Below are 17,846 nucleotides of genomic sequence, written 5' to 3'. Positions count from 1 at the left end.
TTCCAAAAGAAAAATAATGGACCTCACCGAGGTCAATTTCCCTAATTTATATCCTAAAAATCATGAAAACACTAAAAATTTTCAGCATTATTATGTTGCTTTTTGCCGTAAAAGTATCAGCACAACAAATCTCAACGGCAGACTTACAGGTAACCGGATTAACCTGTTCTATGTGCTCAAATGCAACACAAAAATCATTAGAAACGCTGGGTTTTATCAGCTCAGTTAAACCAGATCTTAATAAAAACATCTTCGTTCTTACCTTTAAAAAAGGTGCAGATATCAATCTGGATATGGTGCGCAAAAAAGTGCAAGACGCGGGTTTTTCTGTTGGCGGATTGGTTGCAAATTTTGATTTTGACCAAGTAAAAGTTGACGATAAAGGCCAGGCGTTAATTGGTAATAGCGTATATCGTTTCGTAAATGCAAAAAGTAAAACGCTAAACGGCCCCACCAAAGTCAGTATAATTGACAAAGATTTTATCTCTGGTTCTGCATTTAAAAAGCAAGCTCCATCTGTCAATTCTGATGCATATGCAAGCGGAGTGGGCACTGTGAATGGGAAAAAAACCCGCATTTACCACGTAACAATTTCTTAATGGCAAAACGCATTCTAGCAATTGCACTGATGATATTCAGTGCAATACATTGGGTTTCTGCGCAAGAATTATATGTGTTTAGTGAGCCGGCAAGCAATATGCCTACAAAATCTGTTGGTATACGCTTAACAAATGAAGGCATGTTCAATAACCCCGATTTTGTAAGCAGAACTATTCCGGAAATCATGTTTGGCTTCAATAAAAACTTTATGATGCACGGACAGGCTTTTCTATCTGATATGGATGGTAAATACAGATTGGAAGGCGGAAGCTTATATGCCAAATACCGTTTTCTTTCTCTGGATGAAGCACAAAGTCATTTTAGAGCGGCCGCTTTTGGGAGAATTAGCACCAGTAAAAGGCCAACCTTTACACGGGATATTAACTTAGAAGGCGATAACAGCGGCATACAAGGTGGATTGGTTTTTACGCAATTGTTGCATAAATTGGCTTTGTCTGCAACTTTAGGTTATGCGCATGCTTTTAAAGATGCAGACAAACAGATTGTCGGCATGCCACAACCAAACAACATGTTTTCATATAGCCTGTCTTCCGGATATTTGGTTTTGCCTTTTGTATATAAGAGTTACAAAGAACCAAATTTCAATGTTTACCTAGAGTTGCTTGGCAAAACAGATCCATCAACCGGACAATCGTATATGGATATTGCGCCGGCCATTCAAATGATTATCAATAGCCAAACCCGTATTGATCTGGGCTATAGGTTCCAAACTTTTGGAAATATTGAAAACAGATACACCAAAAACATGTACCTATTAAGGGCAGAATTTAATTTTTTTAACGTATTAAAATAAGACACATGAAAAAGATATTAAGCTTAATTGCATTAATTACCATTACCGGTACGGCAATCGCATTTGCACAAAGCAAAACAGATGTAGCCTTAAACCAGGTTTTAACCGGATATTACGATGTAAAAAATGCGCTTGCATCAGACAAAAAAGATGTAGCGATAGACAAAGTTAAAGTTTTAACAGAAAAGGTAAATGCTGTGCCACACAATGAACTCTCGGCAGATCAGCATAAAATCTGGATGGAACAAGCAAGTATTATTAAAAGCAAAGCTGCAGAACTTGCAGGGACCAACGACATTAAAGTACAGCGTAAAGCATTCGAACTGATTTCTTCTGCAATGATTAAAACGATTAGAAACATTAAATTCAATAACAACACCGTTTATGTACAGCATTGTCCAATGGCAAAAGCAAGCTGGTTAAATGAAAAAGAAAACATAGAAAACCCATATTATGGCAGTATGATGTTTGAGTGCGGTGATGTTTCAGAAACCATCGCATCGAAATAATGATTCTGCATATTAAAAATATGGTATGCAACCGTTGTAAAATGGTGGTAAAGGCCGAGTTGGAAAAACTTGGCCTTACCCCTTTATCGGTTGATCTCGGCGAAGTTTCTATTAAAGAAAATCCATCGACAGAAGAAAAATTACAAATTGATGCTCGCCTCAGTACTTTTGGTTTTAAATTACTGGAAGATAAAAAAGCACAAATTACCGGGCAGATAAAATCGGCAATTGTAGATCTCGTTCACTACAATCCACAACCGCTAAAAGTAAATTTGTCTGCTTTTCTAAGCGAAAAACTAAACCTGGAATACAATGCTTTAACTTCAGCATTTTCAGAAACAGAAGAACAAACGATAGAAAAATACTTCATTGCTCAAAAAGTAGAACGCGTAAAGGAAATGATCACTTATGGCGAACTGAACCTGAGCGAAATTGCTTATCAACTCAATTACAGCAGTGTTGCACACTTGTCTTCGCAATTTAAAAAGGTAACCGGAGTCACGCCTTCACAATACAAAGCAAAAACAATTGAAACACGCAAAACACTTGACGAGATTTGACGACGAGCTGTTCTCTTTTCTTATCATACGTTAAGCGGCAAAAAATGCTCAATTCCTACTTTTGTATACGTTGTTTAGATAAATAAACTATCGCAACGCGAAATTATGTCAGCACTATCGCAATTCAGGAGTTTTACGCAGGGTTTACCTCAAACGGAGTTAATGCCCGCGCTTTTTATTGGCCACGGCTCACCGATGAATGGTATTGAGCAAAATGAATTTAGTGAAAGTTGGTCGGAACTGGGAAGAAAAATACCGACTCCGAAGGCTGTTTTGGTCGTCTCTGCACATTGGTATACCCACGGCACTTTTATTACGGCAATGGATCTACCAACAACCATACACGATTTTGGCGGTTTCCCGCAAGCATTATTTGATGTACAATATCCTGCGCCCGGTAATCCAGAACTCGCGGCGCAAATTCCGCAAATGATTCATTCTACATCTGTAGGATTGGATCATGATTGGGGTTTGGACCACGGATCGTGGACTGTAGTGCGGCACATGTATCCGGAAGCCAATATTCCGGTTTTGCAATTAAGTATAGATTATACTAAATCGCCACAAGAACATTACGAGATTGCGCAAGAAATTTATGCACTTCGGAAAAAAGGCATTTTAGTGCTTGGAAGTGGCAATATGGTTCATAATCTACGCATGTTAAACTGGCAAATGATTCATGGCGGTGGTTATGATTGGGCAATTGACATCAACAATACATTTAAAAATTTAATCGCCAATGGCGATCACAAACCTTTAATAGATTACAGAAATCTCGGACAAGAAGCCATGTTGGCTATACCAACGCCAGAACATTATTTACCGCTGATTTATTCGCTCGGAATGAAAAAAGACAAAGAAGAAATTTCATTCTTTAATGATAAGGCCGTTGGTGGATCATTAACGATGACTTCTGTGTTAATTGGCGCTTAAGTTTTATCGGTTATACTTTTTCTGAAATGTTGTAAATCTTTATGGATATTCTATAACACTATTGGCAGCAAAAGCTGTTAATTTTGAAAAAAATACAGCTATGACACACACTTATCAACTTACCGGAATGACATGCGGAGGTTGCGAAAATAAAGTAAAAAATAATTTACTCCTTTTGCCCGATGTAACTTCTGTAGAAGTTTCAAAAGATACCAACTCTGCCACAATTGGAATGGAAAAACACATTTCATTGCAAAGCTTACAAACCGCTTTAGGCGGCGCAGACAGCAAATATCAAATCAGCGCTAGTGAATCGGAACTTTCAATGCCTTCTGAAAGCAAATCATGGGTAGCGACATACAAGCCTATTTTATTAATTTTCGCCTATGTTACAGCAGTTTCTTTAATTGCATCCTGGCAAGGTGACGCTATGAATTTTATGCTCTTTATGCGCGTCTTTATGGCTGGTTTTTTCCTTGTCTTTTCTTTTTTCAAAATGCTCAATTTGAAAGCTTTTGCAGAAAGCTACGCGATGTATGATATTGTTGCTAAAAAATTTAATGCCTGGGGATACATTTATGCTTTTATAGAACTTGGCTTAGGCCTTAGCTTTGCTTTCAACGTTTCTCCGGTAATTGTAAATTGGGTAACATTGGTGGTGATGACCGTGTCAATTTTAGGTGTATTGGAAAGTGTGCTGAACAAAAAGAAAATTCAGTGCGCATGCTTAGGTGCGGTTTTTAACCTGCCAATGAGTACAGTAACCATTGTAGAAGATGCATTAATGATTGCTATGAGCGCTGCAATGCTCATAATGATGTAATTAGCGTTTTAATGTATTGGTTATATGTGCCAGATGGTGTTTGCCATGCCAGGCATAATTTCCAAGCATGTACGCCAAAGTAAGTTCTTCGCCTAAAGCCGGATGAGTGTACCGCCGCTGGTAATCTTCCGGCTTTAGCGTTTTTAAAAATGCAGTCCATCTTTTGTGTAATCCGGATAATAATTCGATAGACATTTCGACATCGCCATGTTTGGCTTCCTCTGTTTCTGCCCAGCGTTCTTCAAAATAAGGACGAATTACCGGAACATCCTCTGTTAAGGCTTGCTTAAAACGAATGTACGCATTGATGTGGCTGTCTGGAAGATGATGAATAACCTGCCTTAGTGTCCAACCGCCAGGCCGGTAAACAACATTCAATTCTTCATCCGATCTGTTTTGAACAGCGCTTTTAATCTGCACAGGTAAATTTTCTATCTCAGAAATCCAGGTTAATGCCTGCTCTTGATCAAATTTTTCGGGCATGACGAATTTCCCGATAGGATATTTAAGATTTTCTAAATCCATAACTATAATAACAATGTTTGCTGATGTACGAATATAAATAAATGCGTAAAATGCGATTGGTCTTTTTGTTCAATTTAACAGATTTAAACCTTCACATGCATTAAAATACCACGCAATTAAACCATATTGCAACATATTTTAAAATACTCGAATGAAAGGTTTGTTTTTAGGTTTAGCACTTTTGTTTCCATCTATTCTCATTGCGCAGACAATTAAAACGGACTTATTGATTCTGGGAAATGGCAATAGTGCGTTTGCGGCAGGCATACAAGCTGCAGAATCGGGCGTAAAGGCTTTAGTTTTAACGCAAAAAGATGGCTTTGATATTCACGAATTAGAAAAAATAAACGATAATGGTATTTTAAAAGCTTTCGAGAAACAAGCTCGAAAATCACTCAAAATTGCCGATTCGGTTTCTTTACCGGAAATGAACAAACAAAGGATTAATGCCATTTTAAGCGACTGGTCTGATAGTTCCAAGCTTTTTAAAGTCATCAACAATTTGCCTTTTACCGAGTTAAAAAGATCTGGCAGCGGTTGGGAATTGCGGCTTTCAAAAGACAGGAAAATAAGAGCAAAAGCTTTAATTTTTGCTGCCGCACAATCAGCGCAATTTCTTTCATCGCTTGAATTGGCAGACTTAAAACCTATAAAAAAAACTTCAGTTGATTATAAGAACAATATTTACAGAACTTCTGTTGGTGCTTTTTCTGGAACTGCATCCGTAGTGTCTTTATATGATTTGTTTATACCCGCACAAGAAAATCTACTGTACATTGATCCGGTGGATTTTCAAATAGGACAATCGGCCGGCGCTGTTGCAGCATACTCCGCTTTTTTCAAAGTAAAAATAAGTGAAGTGAATTTGAAACGCGTACAGGGCGAACTACTGAGTTTTAAATCATCACTTTTTCCAATTGAGGATATTCGTCCGATCGATTCAAACTGGCTGGCAATTCAAAAAATCTGTTTAACAGGAGTCCTTAAATGCGAAGAAAAAAGCCAGAATCTTTTCTTTAATCCAGATCTTCCCGTAAACTATGCAGAAATTAAACAACCCATTAAAGACTATTATTATAAGGCACAAATTTGGTTTGACGACCATCAGGATGTTCCAATAAATCTAGAAAACGCAATTTCCATGGTTTGTTATGTCGGAAATAAATCTGTAGAAGCCACAAAAACCGAACTTGAAAAGAAATGGCAAAAGGCATATAAATTTCACTCTGTTTTCGATCTTAAAAAAACGTTAACGCGCAGAGAATTTGCAGTTATTGCCAATGAATATCTTAAACCTTTTGATATTGTAAACGTTGATAAAACCGGCAAGGTTTTACGTTAAGCAGTAATGTTGTAACATTTCCATTTCCTTATGAAAAAAGCTGTTGCAATATCTAAATTGCACTATCCTAAGCTAAAATTCATGAAGAAATATATACTATTTTTACTGCTGTCTGGCAGTTCTTACGCTTTTGCACAACAACTCGCTCCTTTAACTGTAGAAAAAATTATGCGCGATCCGAAATGGATGGGCATCTCTCCTACTGGTTTCAGATGGAGTGCAGACAGTAAAACACTCTACTTCAACTGGAATCCGGAAGGAAAACCAAAGGAGGATTTGTACAAAGTTGCATCTACATCATCCAAACCCGTTAAAGCTGCAGAAAAGGAGGACGAAAAAAATATTTCGCCAATTTACCTCTACAATCAAAATCAATCTTTGGGCCTGAGCGAAAAAAGCGGCGATATATACCTGAAAGATTTTAAAAAGAATGTAGAAACCCGTTTAACGAATACGATGGAACGGGAAAGTAATCCGACGTTTTTAGCCAATGGAAAGATTTCTTACCAAAAAGGAGATAACGTTTACATTCTGGATCTGAGAACGGCAGAAACCAAACAAGTAACCAATTTTACCAAGGGTAAAAAAACCGGAAAACCAGAAAGTAAAGCGGTAACAGAACAAGACAAATGGCTCAAAACAGAACAATCTGATCTATTCGATATTATAAAAAAACGAAATTCAGAAGGTACACGTGGAAACCGCACAGGCCGAAATCGGTTTGCCGCTGCTTCTGATGAAAAAGCACTTAAAGAGCTTCCAACAGAAGACAAGTTTCTTAATGGAATTGTGATCAGTCCGGATGCGCGTTTCATTTCCTACAAGCTTACAACAGCCGCTCAGAACCACAATACCATTGTACCCAATTACGTTACAGCCTCTGGTTATACAGAAGATATTCCAACGCGTGCAAAAGTTGGAGAAACAGAAAATACCAGTGAAAACTTTATTTACGATACGCAACGAGATACGGTTTATAAAATTAACACGGCCAGTATTCCGGGAATTAAAGATCTGCCGGATTATCTGAAAGATTATCCTAAACCTTTAGAAGAAGCAAAAAAGAAAAATGCCGACCGTAACGTAAATCTAAATGCGCCAATTTGGAGTGAAGATGGAAAACGCGCCGTAATTGTTGCTTTTTCATCAGACAATAAAGACCGTTGGATTCTTAAATTGGATGCTGTTTCTGGTTCACTTTCATTAATTGATCGCCAGCGCGATGAAGCATGGATCGGCGGACCCGGAATTGGAGGTTATTATTCCGGAAATGTAGGATGGATTGATAATGATAGATTTTATTATCAGAGTGAAGCCACGGGCTATTCGCATCTTTATGTAGCAAATATCTCTACCGGCGAAAAAAAACAATTCACATCCGGAAAATGGGAAGTACAAACTTTAAAACTTTCAAAAGATAAAAGCACCTTTTACTTCACTGCGAATAAAGAACATCCCGGAATTACCAATTATTTTAAGGTATCTGTAAATGGCGGCCAAATCAACCAGATCACTAACATGAAAGGCTTAAACGAGATTACGCTTTCTCCTGATGAGAAATATCTCGCCATAAACTATTCATTCATGAATAAGCCTAACGAATTGTATTTACAAGCAAATAAACCCGGAGCAAAGCCTGTAAAAATTACCCAATCTACATCTGCAGAATTTAATTCTTATAAATGGCGCGAGCCTGACATGGTTACGTTTAAAAATCGTGATGGTATCGATGTATATGCAAGAGTATATAAATCGCAAAATCCAGACAAAAACCATCCGGCAGTTGTTTTTGTGCATGGTGCCGGCTATTTGCAAAATGTACATTTCGGCTGGAGTACGTATTTCCGCGAATATATGTTCAACAATTTACTGGCAGATAACGGCTACACGGTAATCGATATTGACTATACAGGCAGTTCTGGTTATGGAAGAGACCACCGTACTGGTATATACAGACATATGGGGGGAAAAGATTTAACAGACCAAATTGACGGAGTAAAATTCCTCGTGGAAAATTATGGTGTAAACCCTAAGCATGTAGGCATGTATGGAGGTTCTTATGGAGGCTTTATGACTTTGATGGCCATGTTTAATGCTTCCGATGTATTTACGAGTGGCGCGGCTTTGCGTTCCGTAACAGATTGGGCACATTACAACCACGGTTATACATCTAACATTTTAAATGAACCTTTTAATGATCCGATTGCTTATAAACAAAGTTCGCCGATCAATTTTGCAGATAAACTTAAAGGAAACCTACTGATGGCACACGGAATGGTCGATGTGAATGTCCATTTTCAGGATATTGTGCGTTTAAGTCAGCGGTTTATAGAACTTGGAAAAAACAACTGGGAACTTGCTGTTTACCCTGTTGAAGACCACGGTTTTGTTGAACCGAGCAGCTGGACAGATGAGTACAAACGCATTTTTCAACTTTACGAAAACACTTTGAAGCCATAAACCTGCTTTTAAACGCTGGCCAAAAGATTGAAAATATTATCAAAACTGTACTTCAAACTGTTATCATAAAGATAAGTCATATTTATATTTTAAAATTTAAGTATAGTTTTTATCTATACAAGCATCAATATTAACGATTGATAATTACTTCTATTGGGTTGTTTGTGGTGGGTTTTAGACGTACCTTTGCACCAAGAAAAAAAAGATAATTAATCATGGCAATAGTAGGTAAAAAATTCCCGAACGTTAGTATTGATGCAATGTCAGACATGGGTGATGACTTGAAAATCAATGTATTTGAAGAAGCAGTTAACAAAAACAAAAAAGTGTTATTGTTCTGGTACCCTAAAGATTTTACTTTCGTTTGCCCAACAGAGCTTCATGCTTTCCAGGCTGCATTACCTGAGTTTGATCAAAGAAATACAATTGTAATTGGCGCATCTTGCGATACCAATGAAGTTCATTTCGCTTGGTTAAATACAGCTAAAGATAATGGCGGTATTGAAGGTGTAACGTATCCAATTCTTGCAGATACACACAGACAATTGGCTGGTCTTTTAGATATTTTGGATCAGGAAGTTTCTTATGACGAAGAAGGAAACGAAGTGTTCGCAGGTTCAAACGTTACTTATAGAGCAACTTATTTGATCGATGAAACAGGTAAAGTATTCCACGAAAGTGTAAACGATATGCCTTTGGGTAGAAACGTTAAAGAATATTTACGTCTGATTGATGCATATGCACACGTTCAAAAACATGGCGAAGTTTGCCCTGCAAACTGGGAAGAAGGTAAAGAAGCAATGAATGCAAACAGAGCTGGTGTTGCTGAATATTTAAGTGCAAACTAACTAAATTAAAACTTATGTTTTTAGAATTAACAGAAGATAATCTTCAACAATATTTAGCGGATAACAGTAAGGTTATGGTTCAATATGCGGCATCTTGGTGTGGCAATTGCAGAATCATGAAACCAAAATTTAAAAAACTGGCTGCAGAAAATGAAGATGTAGCATTCTTGATTGTTGATGCTGAGAAACTACCTAATTCACGCAAATTTGCAAATGTTGATAATTTGCCAACCTTTGCAGCTTTTGAAGGTGGAAACCTGGTAGATCAGGTGCAAACCAACAAACAAGAAGGTTTAGTTGAACTTTTTAATAAAATTAAGTAATGAAAATTCCAGTTATCAGACAATTTTTCCAAAGCACAACGCCAGAGCAACTTGAAGCTACGTTGGAAGTTTTAGAAGCTTTTTGCGAATTTAGAGGTGTTAGCGAAACCGACGTTGATGTTGCTGGAGAATTGATTACGAACATTTGCGGCGCCCTTGAAGTTCATCAAATGGTGAAAGATGGAACGCCAGAGCGTGATGCCTTAAACGCTTTCGGGCAAAAGGTAATGGGTTCAATTGATCGATAATATAGAGTTCGAGCTAATTTTAAAAGACCTTTGCACAAGTGCAAAGGTCTTTTTGTTTTTAAAATACTTCTTCAAAATGAAGAGGAACCACAGCCTGCCCCAACTTTTCGGGGAAGCAATCTTTAATGCTAACACTATATTTCTAATTAGACAGATTGCTTTACACACCTCCACAACCCACCGCCGTTGTTCGGAATAACGGATTTTTTGAAATATCGTTCTCTTAGGCTAAGTTTCTGCCTGCATTTACAATACCAAAAACTGTTCTAACTGCCAGCTTTTCCAAAGCATTTTGATCTTTTTCATTATGATCGTGCAGCAATTTCTCTAATGCAAAATGCTGAATCAGTACCAAAGGCAAAATAATGCGCTCTCGCGTTGCGATAGATTTTTTATCTACCGGATAGTTAGCCATAAGACTTTCTTGTCCGGAGAGCTTTAAAAGCATTTCCTTTGCCAATTCAAATTCATCATGCAGCTGCACCCAAAACGCACCAAATTCTTTGTCGCTGGCCAAGTGCGCAGTTATGGTAAAATCTGATTTGCTCATGCTCATCATACAGTTGTCTACAATGGTGCGCAAATAATCAGATTCTTGATAAACCTTTATTACCTTTTCCCAATTGCCTGCTTTCTCCTGGTTTTTTAGTGCTGTTCCCATTCCGTAAAATCCCGGAACATTTTGTTTCAACATACTCCATGCAGTTACAAAACTAATGGCGCGTAAATCTTCCAGTTTCATCTCACCACCGCCATTTCTTTTCACCGGGCGACTACTGATATTTGCCTGAGAAAGCAATTTCAGCGGAGACAATTTTTCCAGATAAGCCACAAAGAGCGGATGCTCGCGCAAGTCTACAAAAGCTTTGTAGGCATCACCCGCCATATTGTCTAAAAGCGATTTGTTATCTGCATCCAGCAGAATGTTGTGCTTTTCTTTTAAACCCGCAGAAATTCCCGCATTAATCAATTGTTCAATGTTAAATTCCGCACTTTCTACAGAACCGTATTGAGAACTGATGGTTTGTCCTTGAATAGTAAGCTGAATGTTTTTGTTTGCAATCTCTTTACCCATAGAAGCATAAAAACGATGGGTTTTACCTCCGCCACGTGCAGGCGGGCCACCACGTCCGTCAAAAAATGCCAGCTGGATATTGTGTTTATTTGAAATTTCTGTGAGTGATGTTTTGCCGTTAAAGATAGACCAGTTTGCCATTAAATAACCGCCATCTTTGGTACTGTCTGAGAAACCCAACATAATATCCTGTTTGTTTCCTCTTGATGCCAGATGCGCTTTATAAAATGGATTACTATACAGCGTATCCATGACATCTGCAGCCACTTTTAAATCGTTTACCGTTTCAAATAGCGGCACAAAATCGATCGTTAAAGCATCTTTACTCCAACCATTCCACAAGAATAATTCTATTAATTGAAGAATATCACTCGCTTGCTGACAGTTACTGATGATAAATCGATGGCACGCTTTTTCGCCATTACGCTGCTGTATACCTTTAATTTCCTTTATGGTTTTAATGGTATCACTTACCAGATCATCTGCTTCTGTTGCGTAGTTGATTGTCGCTTCTTTAAATGAAATTTGTTTGACCTTTTCTGCTTCAGATAACTGATCATAGTTTCCCGGATATAGAGATGAAATAGGCTTATTCTGTCGGCAATATGCGTGTACCTTCCGCAATACGCGACTATCCTGACGAATATCCAATGACGCAAAATAATTGCCGAACAAATCAATTTTTCGGATCAGATCATTCACCAAATCCACAAATAAACCTTCATGTTCGTTAAGTAATGTTACTTTTATTTTGTTGAGGTTTTCCTTCAACGATTCAGAAATTTCCTCAATTTCTACCGTTTCATCAAAAGCATTTTTATACAATACTTCCTGCAGTTTAGCAATATTTTCTTCTACACCTCTAAATGTAACGCGACGTTTGATCACTCTGAAATCGCGGTAGTAACACCTAAACAAAATCTGCCTTAACATTTTTGAAACCTCTAATGTGGTTTCTACATGTATATTCGGGTTTCCGTCTCTATCGCCGCCCGGCCAAAAACCAAGTTCAAGGATTTTTTTTGTTTCAAGATTGTATTCATCCAGATTCTGATCAATTTCTGCCTGGATATTTGCGGCCGCAAAATAAAATACATTTTCCAGAAACCAGGCTAAGTTTAAAGCCTCATCTACCGGTGTTGGTGATTTTTTATTGAAAAAAGGTGTTTTTCCTAACTGTTGCAATAAAGAGTTTACGGTTGTAATGTCGTTTTCTTTAATTGCCCGGGTCAAATCGGTAATAATTGCCAACACACTGCCCGGATAAAACTGCGTTGGGTGTGCCGTTAAAACCAAACGTAGAGATAAATCATCAATGAGCTTTTCTATTTTTCCAAGCATTGTTTTATTATCCGAATTTTTGTTCAGAATAAAGGCAAGCGTACTTTGCTCATCTGTTGTATTCAATTTGGAGAAAGATGCATCTTCAATAGCATCAAAAAGTACAACCTGGCGTTCAATATACTGGATAAAACGAAACAATAAGTCTACAATATCTTTTCGTTCTGTATAACTGGTATATTTTTTAAAAAACTCTTCTATTACCTGAGCCGGAGTCTGGCCTTGTTTAATACCTTCTTCGCAACTCTTAAAAAAAAGCGGCAGCAAAGTTCCGGTATCTTTAATCTTATAAAAAGGGAGTGTAAGAAACAGGCTGTTAAAAAGTTCAAATTTTGAGATAACCTCATTGTTGAAAATAGATTCTCGTTGTGTTGTTAAACGAAGTTTAGGCATGATCTAATCATTGTTTTTGTATAAGGTAATACTACAAAAAATGCCTAAGGTATTAAAATTCTATTGCTTACAATTTGGATAATTGTACAAAAAAAATTAATTTTAGAATCTTATTTGGGTATTTCTTACCTGAGTAAGAACATATGCAATGTTTAAGGGCATTGCATTGATTGTTAATTTTTTGGGTTAAAACGGCCGATCTAATAAAATAGATAGGCCGTTTTGTTTTTTAACAATTGTTGAGTGATTTCCTTGCCAATATTAATGGACATCTGTAGGAATATTTGCATTTTTCTTAAATTTCTGCAAATATAAAAGAGGTATAGAAAACAGCATAATTAAACCTGCAACCCAATATGCATCATCATAAGTGAGCAACATAGTTTGTCTGGTAATTAAACCTTCCATCGCTTTTAATGCCATGTGTTGCGCGTCAATATAGCTTTGTCCTTTAGCCATAAATCCTTTAATCAGAATATTGAAACGCTCCGTAAATGCGGGGTTGTATTCATTTACATTTACCAAAAGATTACTTCTGTGCAAACCTTGGCGCACGTGGATTAATGTTGTTAAAGCCGCAATACCAAATGAACCTCCTAATTGGCGCATCATGTTGTTTAATCCTGATCCTTGACCAATTTCCGGGCCTTTCAAATCCTGAATAGCAAGTGTGGTTAAAGGCACAAATAAAAGTGCCATACCAATACCGCGAATCACCAACGGCAAAAAGAAATCGCCGGTTCCGGATTGTAAGGTAGAGTTGCTCAGCATCCAACAGAAAACAAAGAATAAAAACATTCCTCCTGTTGCCATAAACTGCGCCGGAACACCTTTTTTAAGCATAATACCAATAAAAGGCATCATAATAATCGTACATAAACCGCCCGGAAATAAAAGCTCTCCGGTTTGCAGTGGCGAAAAGCCCAGCAAATTCTGACAGAATACCGGAAATACGAATACCGATCCATATAAACCGAAACCCAAAACAAACGAAGTGACCATACCTACAGAAAAGCTTCTGTGGCGCATGATTTTGAAGTTCACGATCGGGTGATCGGTAGTGGTTTCTCTCCAGATAAACAGTAGCAAACCCACAACAGAAGCTACAGCTAGAGCGGTAATATAAGGCGTAGCGAACCAATCTTCACTTTCGCCTTTTTCTAAAACAGTTTGTAAACTACCTACTGCTACAGCCAGCAACGCGATTCCCCACCAGTCGACAGGTTGACCCTGCCCTTCCTTCGGAGTCGCCTTGACGAACGAATATGTACAGTAGGCGGCCAGTATTCCGACGGGAATATTCACGTAAAAAATCCACGGCCAAGAACTGATATCCAAAATGTATCCACCAATTGTTGGGCCTACAGTTGGTCCAACTACTGCACCTAAACCAAACAAAGCAGTAGCAATACCTACATCTTCGCGTGGCCAGGTTTCTATTAAGATGGCTTGTGCAGTAGAAATTAAACCACCGCCGGCTAACCCCTGTATAATCCTGAACAAAACAAGTTCACCAAGGGAAGTCGCGTTTCCGCAAAGAAAAGAAACAAGCGTAAATACAATAATGGAGGTAAGAAAGTAATTTTTACGGCCAAATCGGTTTCCCAACCAGCCAGACATCGGCAATACGATAACGTTTGCTACCGCATAGCCGGTAGAAAGCCAGGCAACATCCTCAAGGGTTGCGCCCAGATTTCCCTGTATTTGTGGAATTGCAACGTTCACAATCGTAGTATCAATCAGCTCCAACAGTGAAGCTGTGATCACGGTAAAAGTAATAACCCACTTTTTTAAACCTACTTCGGCCATTTTATTTTTTAATTAGTTGAAACAGATGCCTGAACGCTCATGCCTGGGCGTAATTTTGCAAGCATCTCTTTCGATGGATGAATTTTGATTTTTACCGGAATACGTTGAACAACTTTTACGAAGTTACCTGTTGCGTTATCTGGCGGCAATAAAGAACCTTTTGCACCTGTAATTGGTGAAAAATTATACACCTCTCCTTCAATTTTTTCATTTGGATAAGCATCCACTTCAATTTCTACTTTAGAACCTTCTTTGATTTTCTCCAATTGGGTTTCTTTAAAGTTTGCCGTAACGTAAATACTACCGTCATTTACAATTGAAAACAAAGATTGACCTGCTTGAACCAATTGTCCTTTCTGTACATTTTTCTTAGATACAATACCAGATGCTGGTGCTTTAATTTCTGTATATGAAAGCTGAAGTTTAGCAAAATCGATATCGCTTTGGCGCTGACTGATTACATTGCTACTTACTGCCAATTGAGACTGGCTTGTTCCAACTTGTTTAACTGCAGCAGTATATTGATCTTTTGCCGCCTGATAAGCTGCCTGAGCAGATTCTTTAGACGCTTTAGCCTGATCATAAGCTTGTTGCGTAATAGAACCATCTTTAATCAGGTTTGCATAACGATCGAAATCTTTTTGTGCAAGATTTAGTTTTACACGAGCAGCATCCACATTTGCTTTTGCTGTACTTGTATTGGCTTGTGTGGCAATAATTTGCGATTGCGTTACACCAACTCCTGCATTTGCGCCTTTTTCTCCGGCTTGTGCCTGCTCTAATTTAACTTTGAAATCATTGTCATCAAGCTTAACTAAAAGCTGACCATCTTGTACATGTGTATTTTCTTCAAATTTTATATCCTGAACATAACCACTAACACGCGCAACAACAGGGCTGATATCTCCATCAATCTGAGCATCATCCGTATCTACGTGTTTACTGTAATAATTCCACTCTGTGATGCCGAAAATTGCACCAATTACTAGTAAAACACCCAGAATAATAGGTACTACTATATTTTTCTTTTTCTTTTCAGTTGTCATTGCCGTATTTATTGCGTTATTTTTCCTGTTGATTTTAATAAAGTATAATATGCCAAACCAGCGTCTGCTTTAGCAATTTCTAAGTTGATTTTTGCTTGATAAAGCAATGTTTCTGCATCAATTCTATCTGTAACAGATGCCACATTGTTTTTATACTTGGAAGCCAATAATCTATCGTTTTCCGTTGCCTGTGCAATTGAAGTTTCCAATACCTGGATTTTATCTACCGCTACCTGATAGCTCTGGAAATTTTTATTAATGTCTGTTTTAACCTGGTCTGATAAAATATCTTTCTGCAAAGTGATTTCTTTCTGCTGTACTTTAGCTTCATTTACCTTGTTTTTATTTGTCCATAAATTTCCAAAGTTCCATGAAACCGTTGCGCCTACAGTAACAGGTAAAAGATATTGATTTACCGGAGGGATAAAATTGCCGCTTGGGTTAATGTAATAGAGATTTGCGCCCACACCAACTGTTGGTAAAGTATTTGCCTTGATAGATTTTACATTGTAATCTGCGACTTTATCCTGTACATCCAATTGTTTCAATTCCTGGCGGTTTGCCAAAGCCAGATTAATATAATCCGCCAGCGGACCAGCTGTTCTGCCAGCTACATCCGGATCAGAAATTTTAACTTCAGTATCTTCAGGCAAGCCCAGTAAGATATCAAGGTTATAATTGATCACTTTGCGGTTGCTTTCAATATCCATTTGGGTCAGCTTTACGTTTGCCTGCTGAAGCTGAAAACGCAAAACATCGTTTTTGGTTACGATACCCTGATCGAAAAACCGTTGTGCCTGTTTAATCTGTGCAGCAATTGATTCCAGATTCTGATCAACTACCTTTCTACTTTGAAGCACTTTATACAGTGCATAATATGTATTGATTACAGCATAAGTTACTTCTTCTTTACTTTTATCGGCATCTAAACGAGAAACTTCTGCAAGTAATTTTGTTGATTCTTTAGCATATTTAAGTTTACCACCACCATATACAAGTTCTTGTACTGCAGCTGTTCCAATAAATGCATCGGCACGTTTTGGTAAATTAAATGTAGATGCATCACCACCCAGGCTAAAATGGTTTGTTGGAATTTCTGCGTGGTTGTAAATAAAACTGGCCGAAGCTGTAGGTAAAGCATTGTCTTTCACGACTTCAAGTTTTGCCACCGCCTGATCGATTTTATTCTGCGAAAGCTTCAGATTTTTACTGTTGGCGATGCCGAGTTCTATTGCTTGAGTGATATTTAGTTCCTTTGAACTCTGGGCAAATAAAGTTGCTGGGACTAATGATGCCGCAAGCATTAATCTAATTGATTTGGGTATCATCTTTTTGTTGTTAAATAAACTGTTGTTAAATCCTGTAAATACGCGATGACGCGATCTTTGATAATTTTCTTGTCTTTCGGATCTTCTATGTTTAAGGTAGAATTTGGAAGTACTTTATGAGGAGAAATTACCACATTGGTTATGGTTCCGAAAATGGTTGAAATCAGCATTCTGACATCAACAGAATTAAAGTTACCTTCTTCTATTCCATCCTCAATAATTTCATCAATCACAACCATATTGTGGCTCATCGCATCTTTAATCTTATCGTACATTTCCGGTCTTTGAGATAGAGAAAGCTCACGATGCATCATCTTATGAAAAGCGATGTTCGTGAAAATTCTATTTGCATAGCCCTCAATCACTTTGTGGAGTTTTTCTAATGCAGAAACCTTATCCTCGTTGATGATTCTCAACTGAGAAGTAAATCCTGCAATGCGGCTGGTCATGATTTCCATAAAAACACCTTCCTTCGATCCGAAATAGTAATTAATCATCGCCATGTTCGCTCCAGATTCTTTGGCAATCTGACGCGTAGACGTACCTTCGTATCCTGTTTCACAAAACAGTTTCTCAGCAGCTTCTAAAATGGCTTGTCTTTTATCTATCTTTTCTGTTTTCATTTCTTATTTGACCGTACAAAATTAATCAAACGATTGATTAATATCCAAATGTTTTTTACCTTCTTTTACATTTGTTTGATAAATAATGATCTATAGTTACAAAACTTCACCAAATCTTCATTCTTTATTAGGAATTGATCTGTATCACCTAGCAATCGTTTTACTTAAAGCAAAGTATTTTAGAAATTGATTTGATGTTCCGAATACCAATACAACGTTGTCTGAAACTAATTTTCTAAATAATTC

The 17,846-nt window shown here is 37.7% G+C and carries 17 protein-coding genes; 11 read left to right on the top strand and 6 right to left on the bottom strand.

Annotated features, from left to right (window positions below; translation table 11 throughout):
* Positions 1–62: 62 nt before the first annotated feature.
* The 6 genes from ACJVDH_RS20470 (at position 63) to ACJVDH_RS20445 (ending at position 4,239) form a co-directional block, all read left to right on the top strand.
* The gene (locus tag ACJVDH_RS20470) at positions 63–599 is read left to right on the top strand and encodes a heavy-metal-associated domain-containing protein (protein ID WP_443945265.1); all 537 of its coding nucleotides are present in this window, start codon (positions 63–65) and stop codon (positions 597–599) included.
* Positions 599–1,414, top strand: coding sequence for a hypothetical protein (locus ACJVDH_RS20465; protein WP_443945264.1), 816 nt, complete (start codon positions 599–601; stop codon positions 1,412–1,414). Before ACJVDH_RS20470 ends, ACJVDH_RS20465 begins: the two co-directional genes overlap by 1 nt.
* A gap of 5 nt (positions 1,415–1,419) precedes the next feature.
* Entirely contained in the window at positions 1,420–1,923 is a 504-nt protein-coding gene (locus ACJVDH_RS20460) for a DUF3347 domain-containing protein (protein WP_443945263.1), read from the top strand.
* A 20-nt stretch (positions 1,924–1,943) separates the two neighbouring features.
* Positions 1,944–2,483, top strand: coding sequence for a helix-turn-helix domain-containing protein (locus ACJVDH_RS20455; RefSeq protein ID WP_443945262.1), 540 nt, complete (start codon positions 1,944–1,946; stop codon positions 2,481–2,483).
* 105 nt (positions 2,484–2,588) lie between these two features.
* The gene (gene ygiD, locus ACJVDH_RS20450; RefSeq protein WP_443945261.1) at positions 2,589–3,416 is read left to right on the top strand and encodes a 4,5-DOPA dioxygenase extradiol; all 828 of its coding nucleotides are present in this window, start codon (positions 2,589–2,591) and stop codon (positions 3,414–3,416) included.
* Between the two features lie 100 nt (positions 3,417–3,516).
* Entirely contained in the window at positions 3,517–4,239 is a 723-nt protein-coding gene (locus tag ACJVDH_RS20445; protein WP_443945260.1) for a heavy-metal-associated domain-containing protein, read from the top strand.
* Here the strand turns inward: ACJVDH_RS20445 and ACJVDH_RS20440 are convergent, their stop codons facing one another.
* Positions 4,240–4,764 (bottom strand): YfiT family bacillithiol transferase, encoded by a 525-nt coding sequence (locus ACJVDH_RS20440; RefSeq protein WP_443945259.1) that lies wholly within the window; start codon positions 4,762–4,764, stop codon positions 4,240–4,242.
* A 151-nt stretch (positions 4,765–4,915) separates the two neighbouring features.
* Here ACJVDH_RS20440 and ACJVDH_RS20435 point away from each other — a divergent pair, with 151 nt between their 5' ends.
* From ACJVDH_RS20435 to ACJVDH_RS20415, 5 genes are all read left to right on the top strand, one after another.
* Positions 4,916–6,106, top strand: a complete 1,191-nt coding sequence (locus tag ACJVDH_RS20435) for a hypothetical protein (RefSeq protein ID WP_443945258.1) — start codon at positions 4,916–4,918, stop codon at positions 6,104–6,106.
* A gap of 81 nt (positions 6,107–6,187) precedes the next feature.
* Positions 6,188–8,566 carry a prolyl oligopeptidase family serine peptidase gene (locus tag ACJVDH_RS20430; protein WP_443945257.1) on the top strand — a complete coding sequence of 793 codons (2,379 nt, stop codon included), beginning with the start codon at positions 6,188–6,190 and terminating at the stop codon, positions 8,564–8,566.
* A gap of 215 nt (positions 8,567–8,781) precedes the next feature.
* Positions 8,782–9,414 carry a peroxiredoxin gene (locus tag ACJVDH_RS20425; protein ID WP_443945256.1) on the top strand — a complete coding sequence of 211 codons (633 nt, stop codon included), beginning with the start codon at positions 8,782–8,784 and terminating at the stop codon, positions 9,412–9,414.
* Between the two features lie 14 nt (positions 9,415–9,428).
* Positions 9,429–9,737, top strand: coding sequence for a thioredoxin family protein (locus tag ACJVDH_RS20420; protein WP_443945255.1), 309 nt, complete (start codon positions 9,429–9,431; stop codon positions 9,735–9,737).
* Entirely contained in the window at positions 9,737–9,985 is a 249-nt protein-coding gene (locus tag ACJVDH_RS20415) for a DUF6952 family protein (protein WP_443945254.1), read from the top strand. The genes ACJVDH_RS20420 and ACJVDH_RS20415 overlap by 1 nt, the downstream gene beginning before the upstream one ends.
* Before the next feature lie 223 nt (positions 9,986–10,208).
* Here ACJVDH_RS20415 and ACJVDH_RS20410 read toward each other — a convergent pair whose 3' ends face one another.
* The 5 genes from ACJVDH_RS20410 to ACJVDH_RS20390 form a co-directional block, all read right to left on the bottom strand.
* On the bottom strand, positions 10,209–12,794 hold the full coding sequence (locus ACJVDH_RS20410) for a phosphoenolpyruvate carboxylase (protein WP_443945253.1): 2,586 nt from the start codon (positions 12,792–12,794) through the stop codon (positions 10,209–10,211).
* Between the two features lie 261 nt (positions 12,795–13,055).
* Positions 13,056–14,603: a DHA2 family efflux MFS transporter permease subunit gene (locus ACJVDH_RS20405; protein ID WP_443945252.1), complete on the bottom strand. Its 1,548-nt coding sequence runs from the start codon at positions 14,601–14,603 to the stop codon at positions 13,056–13,058.
* 8 nt (positions 14,604–14,611) lie between these two features.
* Positions 14,612–15,649: an HlyD family secretion protein gene (locus ACJVDH_RS20400; RefSeq protein WP_443945251.1), complete on the bottom strand. Its 1,038-nt coding sequence runs from the start codon at positions 15,647–15,649 to the stop codon at positions 14,612–14,614.
* Positions 15,650–15,657: 8 nt separating this feature from the next.
* Complete coding sequence (locus tag ACJVDH_RS20395) at positions 15,658–16,977, bottom strand: TolC family protein (protein WP_443945250.1); 1,320 nt, start codon at positions 16,975–16,977, stop codon at positions 15,658–15,660.
* Positions 16,974–17,600 carry a TetR/AcrR family transcriptional regulator gene (locus tag ACJVDH_RS20390; RefSeq protein WP_443945249.1) on the bottom strand — a complete coding sequence of 209 codons (627 nt, stop codon included), beginning with the start codon at positions 17,598–17,600 and terminating at the stop codon, positions 16,974–16,976. The genes ACJVDH_RS20395 and ACJVDH_RS20390 overlap by 4 nt, the downstream gene beginning before the upstream one ends.
* Positions 17,601–17,846 lie beyond the last annotated feature (246 nt).

Source organism: Pedobacter terrestris, from assembly GCF_052343045.1.
Lineage (GTDB): Bacteria > Bacteroidota > Bacteroidia > Sphingobacteriales > Sphingobacteriaceae > Pedobacter.
Note: the sequence above shows the minus strand (reverse complement) of the source record. Positions and strands in the feature narration are given on the sequence as shown.

Bases quoted from the DNA above. Each gene is read 5' to 3' on its own strand.
- ACJVDH_RS20425 (WP_443945256.1), top strand. From the start codon at position 8,782: ATGGCAATAGTAGGTAAAAAATTCCCGAACGTTAGTATTGATGCAATG.
- ACJVDH_RS20395 (WP_443945250.1), bottom strand. From the start codon at position 16,977: ATGATACCCAAATCAATTAGATTAATGCTTGCGGCATCATTAGTCCCA.
- ACJVDH_RS20405 (WP_443945252.1), bottom strand. From the start codon at position 14,603: ATGGCCGAAGTAGGTTTAAAAAAGTGGGTTATTACTTTTACCGTGATC.
- ACJVDH_RS20415 (WP_443945254.1), top strand. From the start codon at position 9,737: ATGAAAATTCCAGTTATCAGACAATTTTTCCAAAGCACAACGCCAGAG.
- ACJVDH_RS20470 (WP_443945265.1), top strand. From the start codon at position 63: ATGAAAACACTAAAAATTTTCAGCATTATTATGTTGCTTTTTGCCGTA.
- ygiD (WP_443945261.1), top strand. From the start codon at position 2,589: ATGTCAGCACTATCGCAATTCAGGAGTTTTACGCAGGGTTTACCTCAA.
- ACJVDH_RS20420 (WP_443945255.1), top strand. From the start codon at position 9,429: ATGTTTTTAGAATTAACAGAAGATAATCTTCAACAATATTTAGCGGAT.
- ACJVDH_RS20390 (WP_443945249.1), bottom strand. From the start codon at position 17,600: ATGAAAACAGAAAAGATAGATAAAAGACAAGCCATTTTAGAAGCTGCT.
- ACJVDH_RS20435 (WP_443945258.1), top strand. From the start codon at position 4,916: ATGAAAGGTTTGTTTTTAGGTTTAGCACTTTTGTTTCCATCTATTCTC.
- ACJVDH_RS20430 (WP_443945257.1), top strand. From the start codon at position 6,188: ATGAAGAAATATATACTATTTTTACTGCTGTCTGGCAGTTCTTACGCT.
- ACJVDH_RS20455 (WP_443945262.1), top strand. From the start codon at position 1,944: ATGGTATGCAACCGTTGTAAAATGGTGGTAAAGGCCGAGTTGGAAAAA.
- ACJVDH_RS20440 (WP_443945259.1), bottom strand. From the start codon at position 4,764: ATGGATTTAGAAAATCTTAAATATCCTATCGGGAAATTCGTCATGCCC.
- ACJVDH_RS20465 (WP_443945264.1), top strand. From the start codon at position 599: ATGGCAAAACGCATTCTAGCAATTGCACTGATGATATTCAGTGCAATA.
- ACJVDH_RS20410 (WP_443945253.1), bottom strand. From the start codon at position 12,794: ATGCCTAAACTTCGTTTAACAACACAACGAGAATCTATTTTCAACAAT.
- ACJVDH_RS20400 (WP_443945251.1), bottom strand. From the start codon at position 15,649: ATGACAACTGAAAAGAAAAAGAAAAATATAGTAGTACCTATTATTCTG.
- ACJVDH_RS20460 (WP_443945263.1), top strand. From the start codon at position 1,420: ATGAAAAAGATATTAAGCTTAATTGCATTAATTACCATTACCGGTACG.
- ACJVDH_RS20445 (WP_443945260.1), top strand. From the start codon at position 3,517: ATGACACACACTTATCAACTTACCGGAATGACATGCGGAGGTTGCGAA.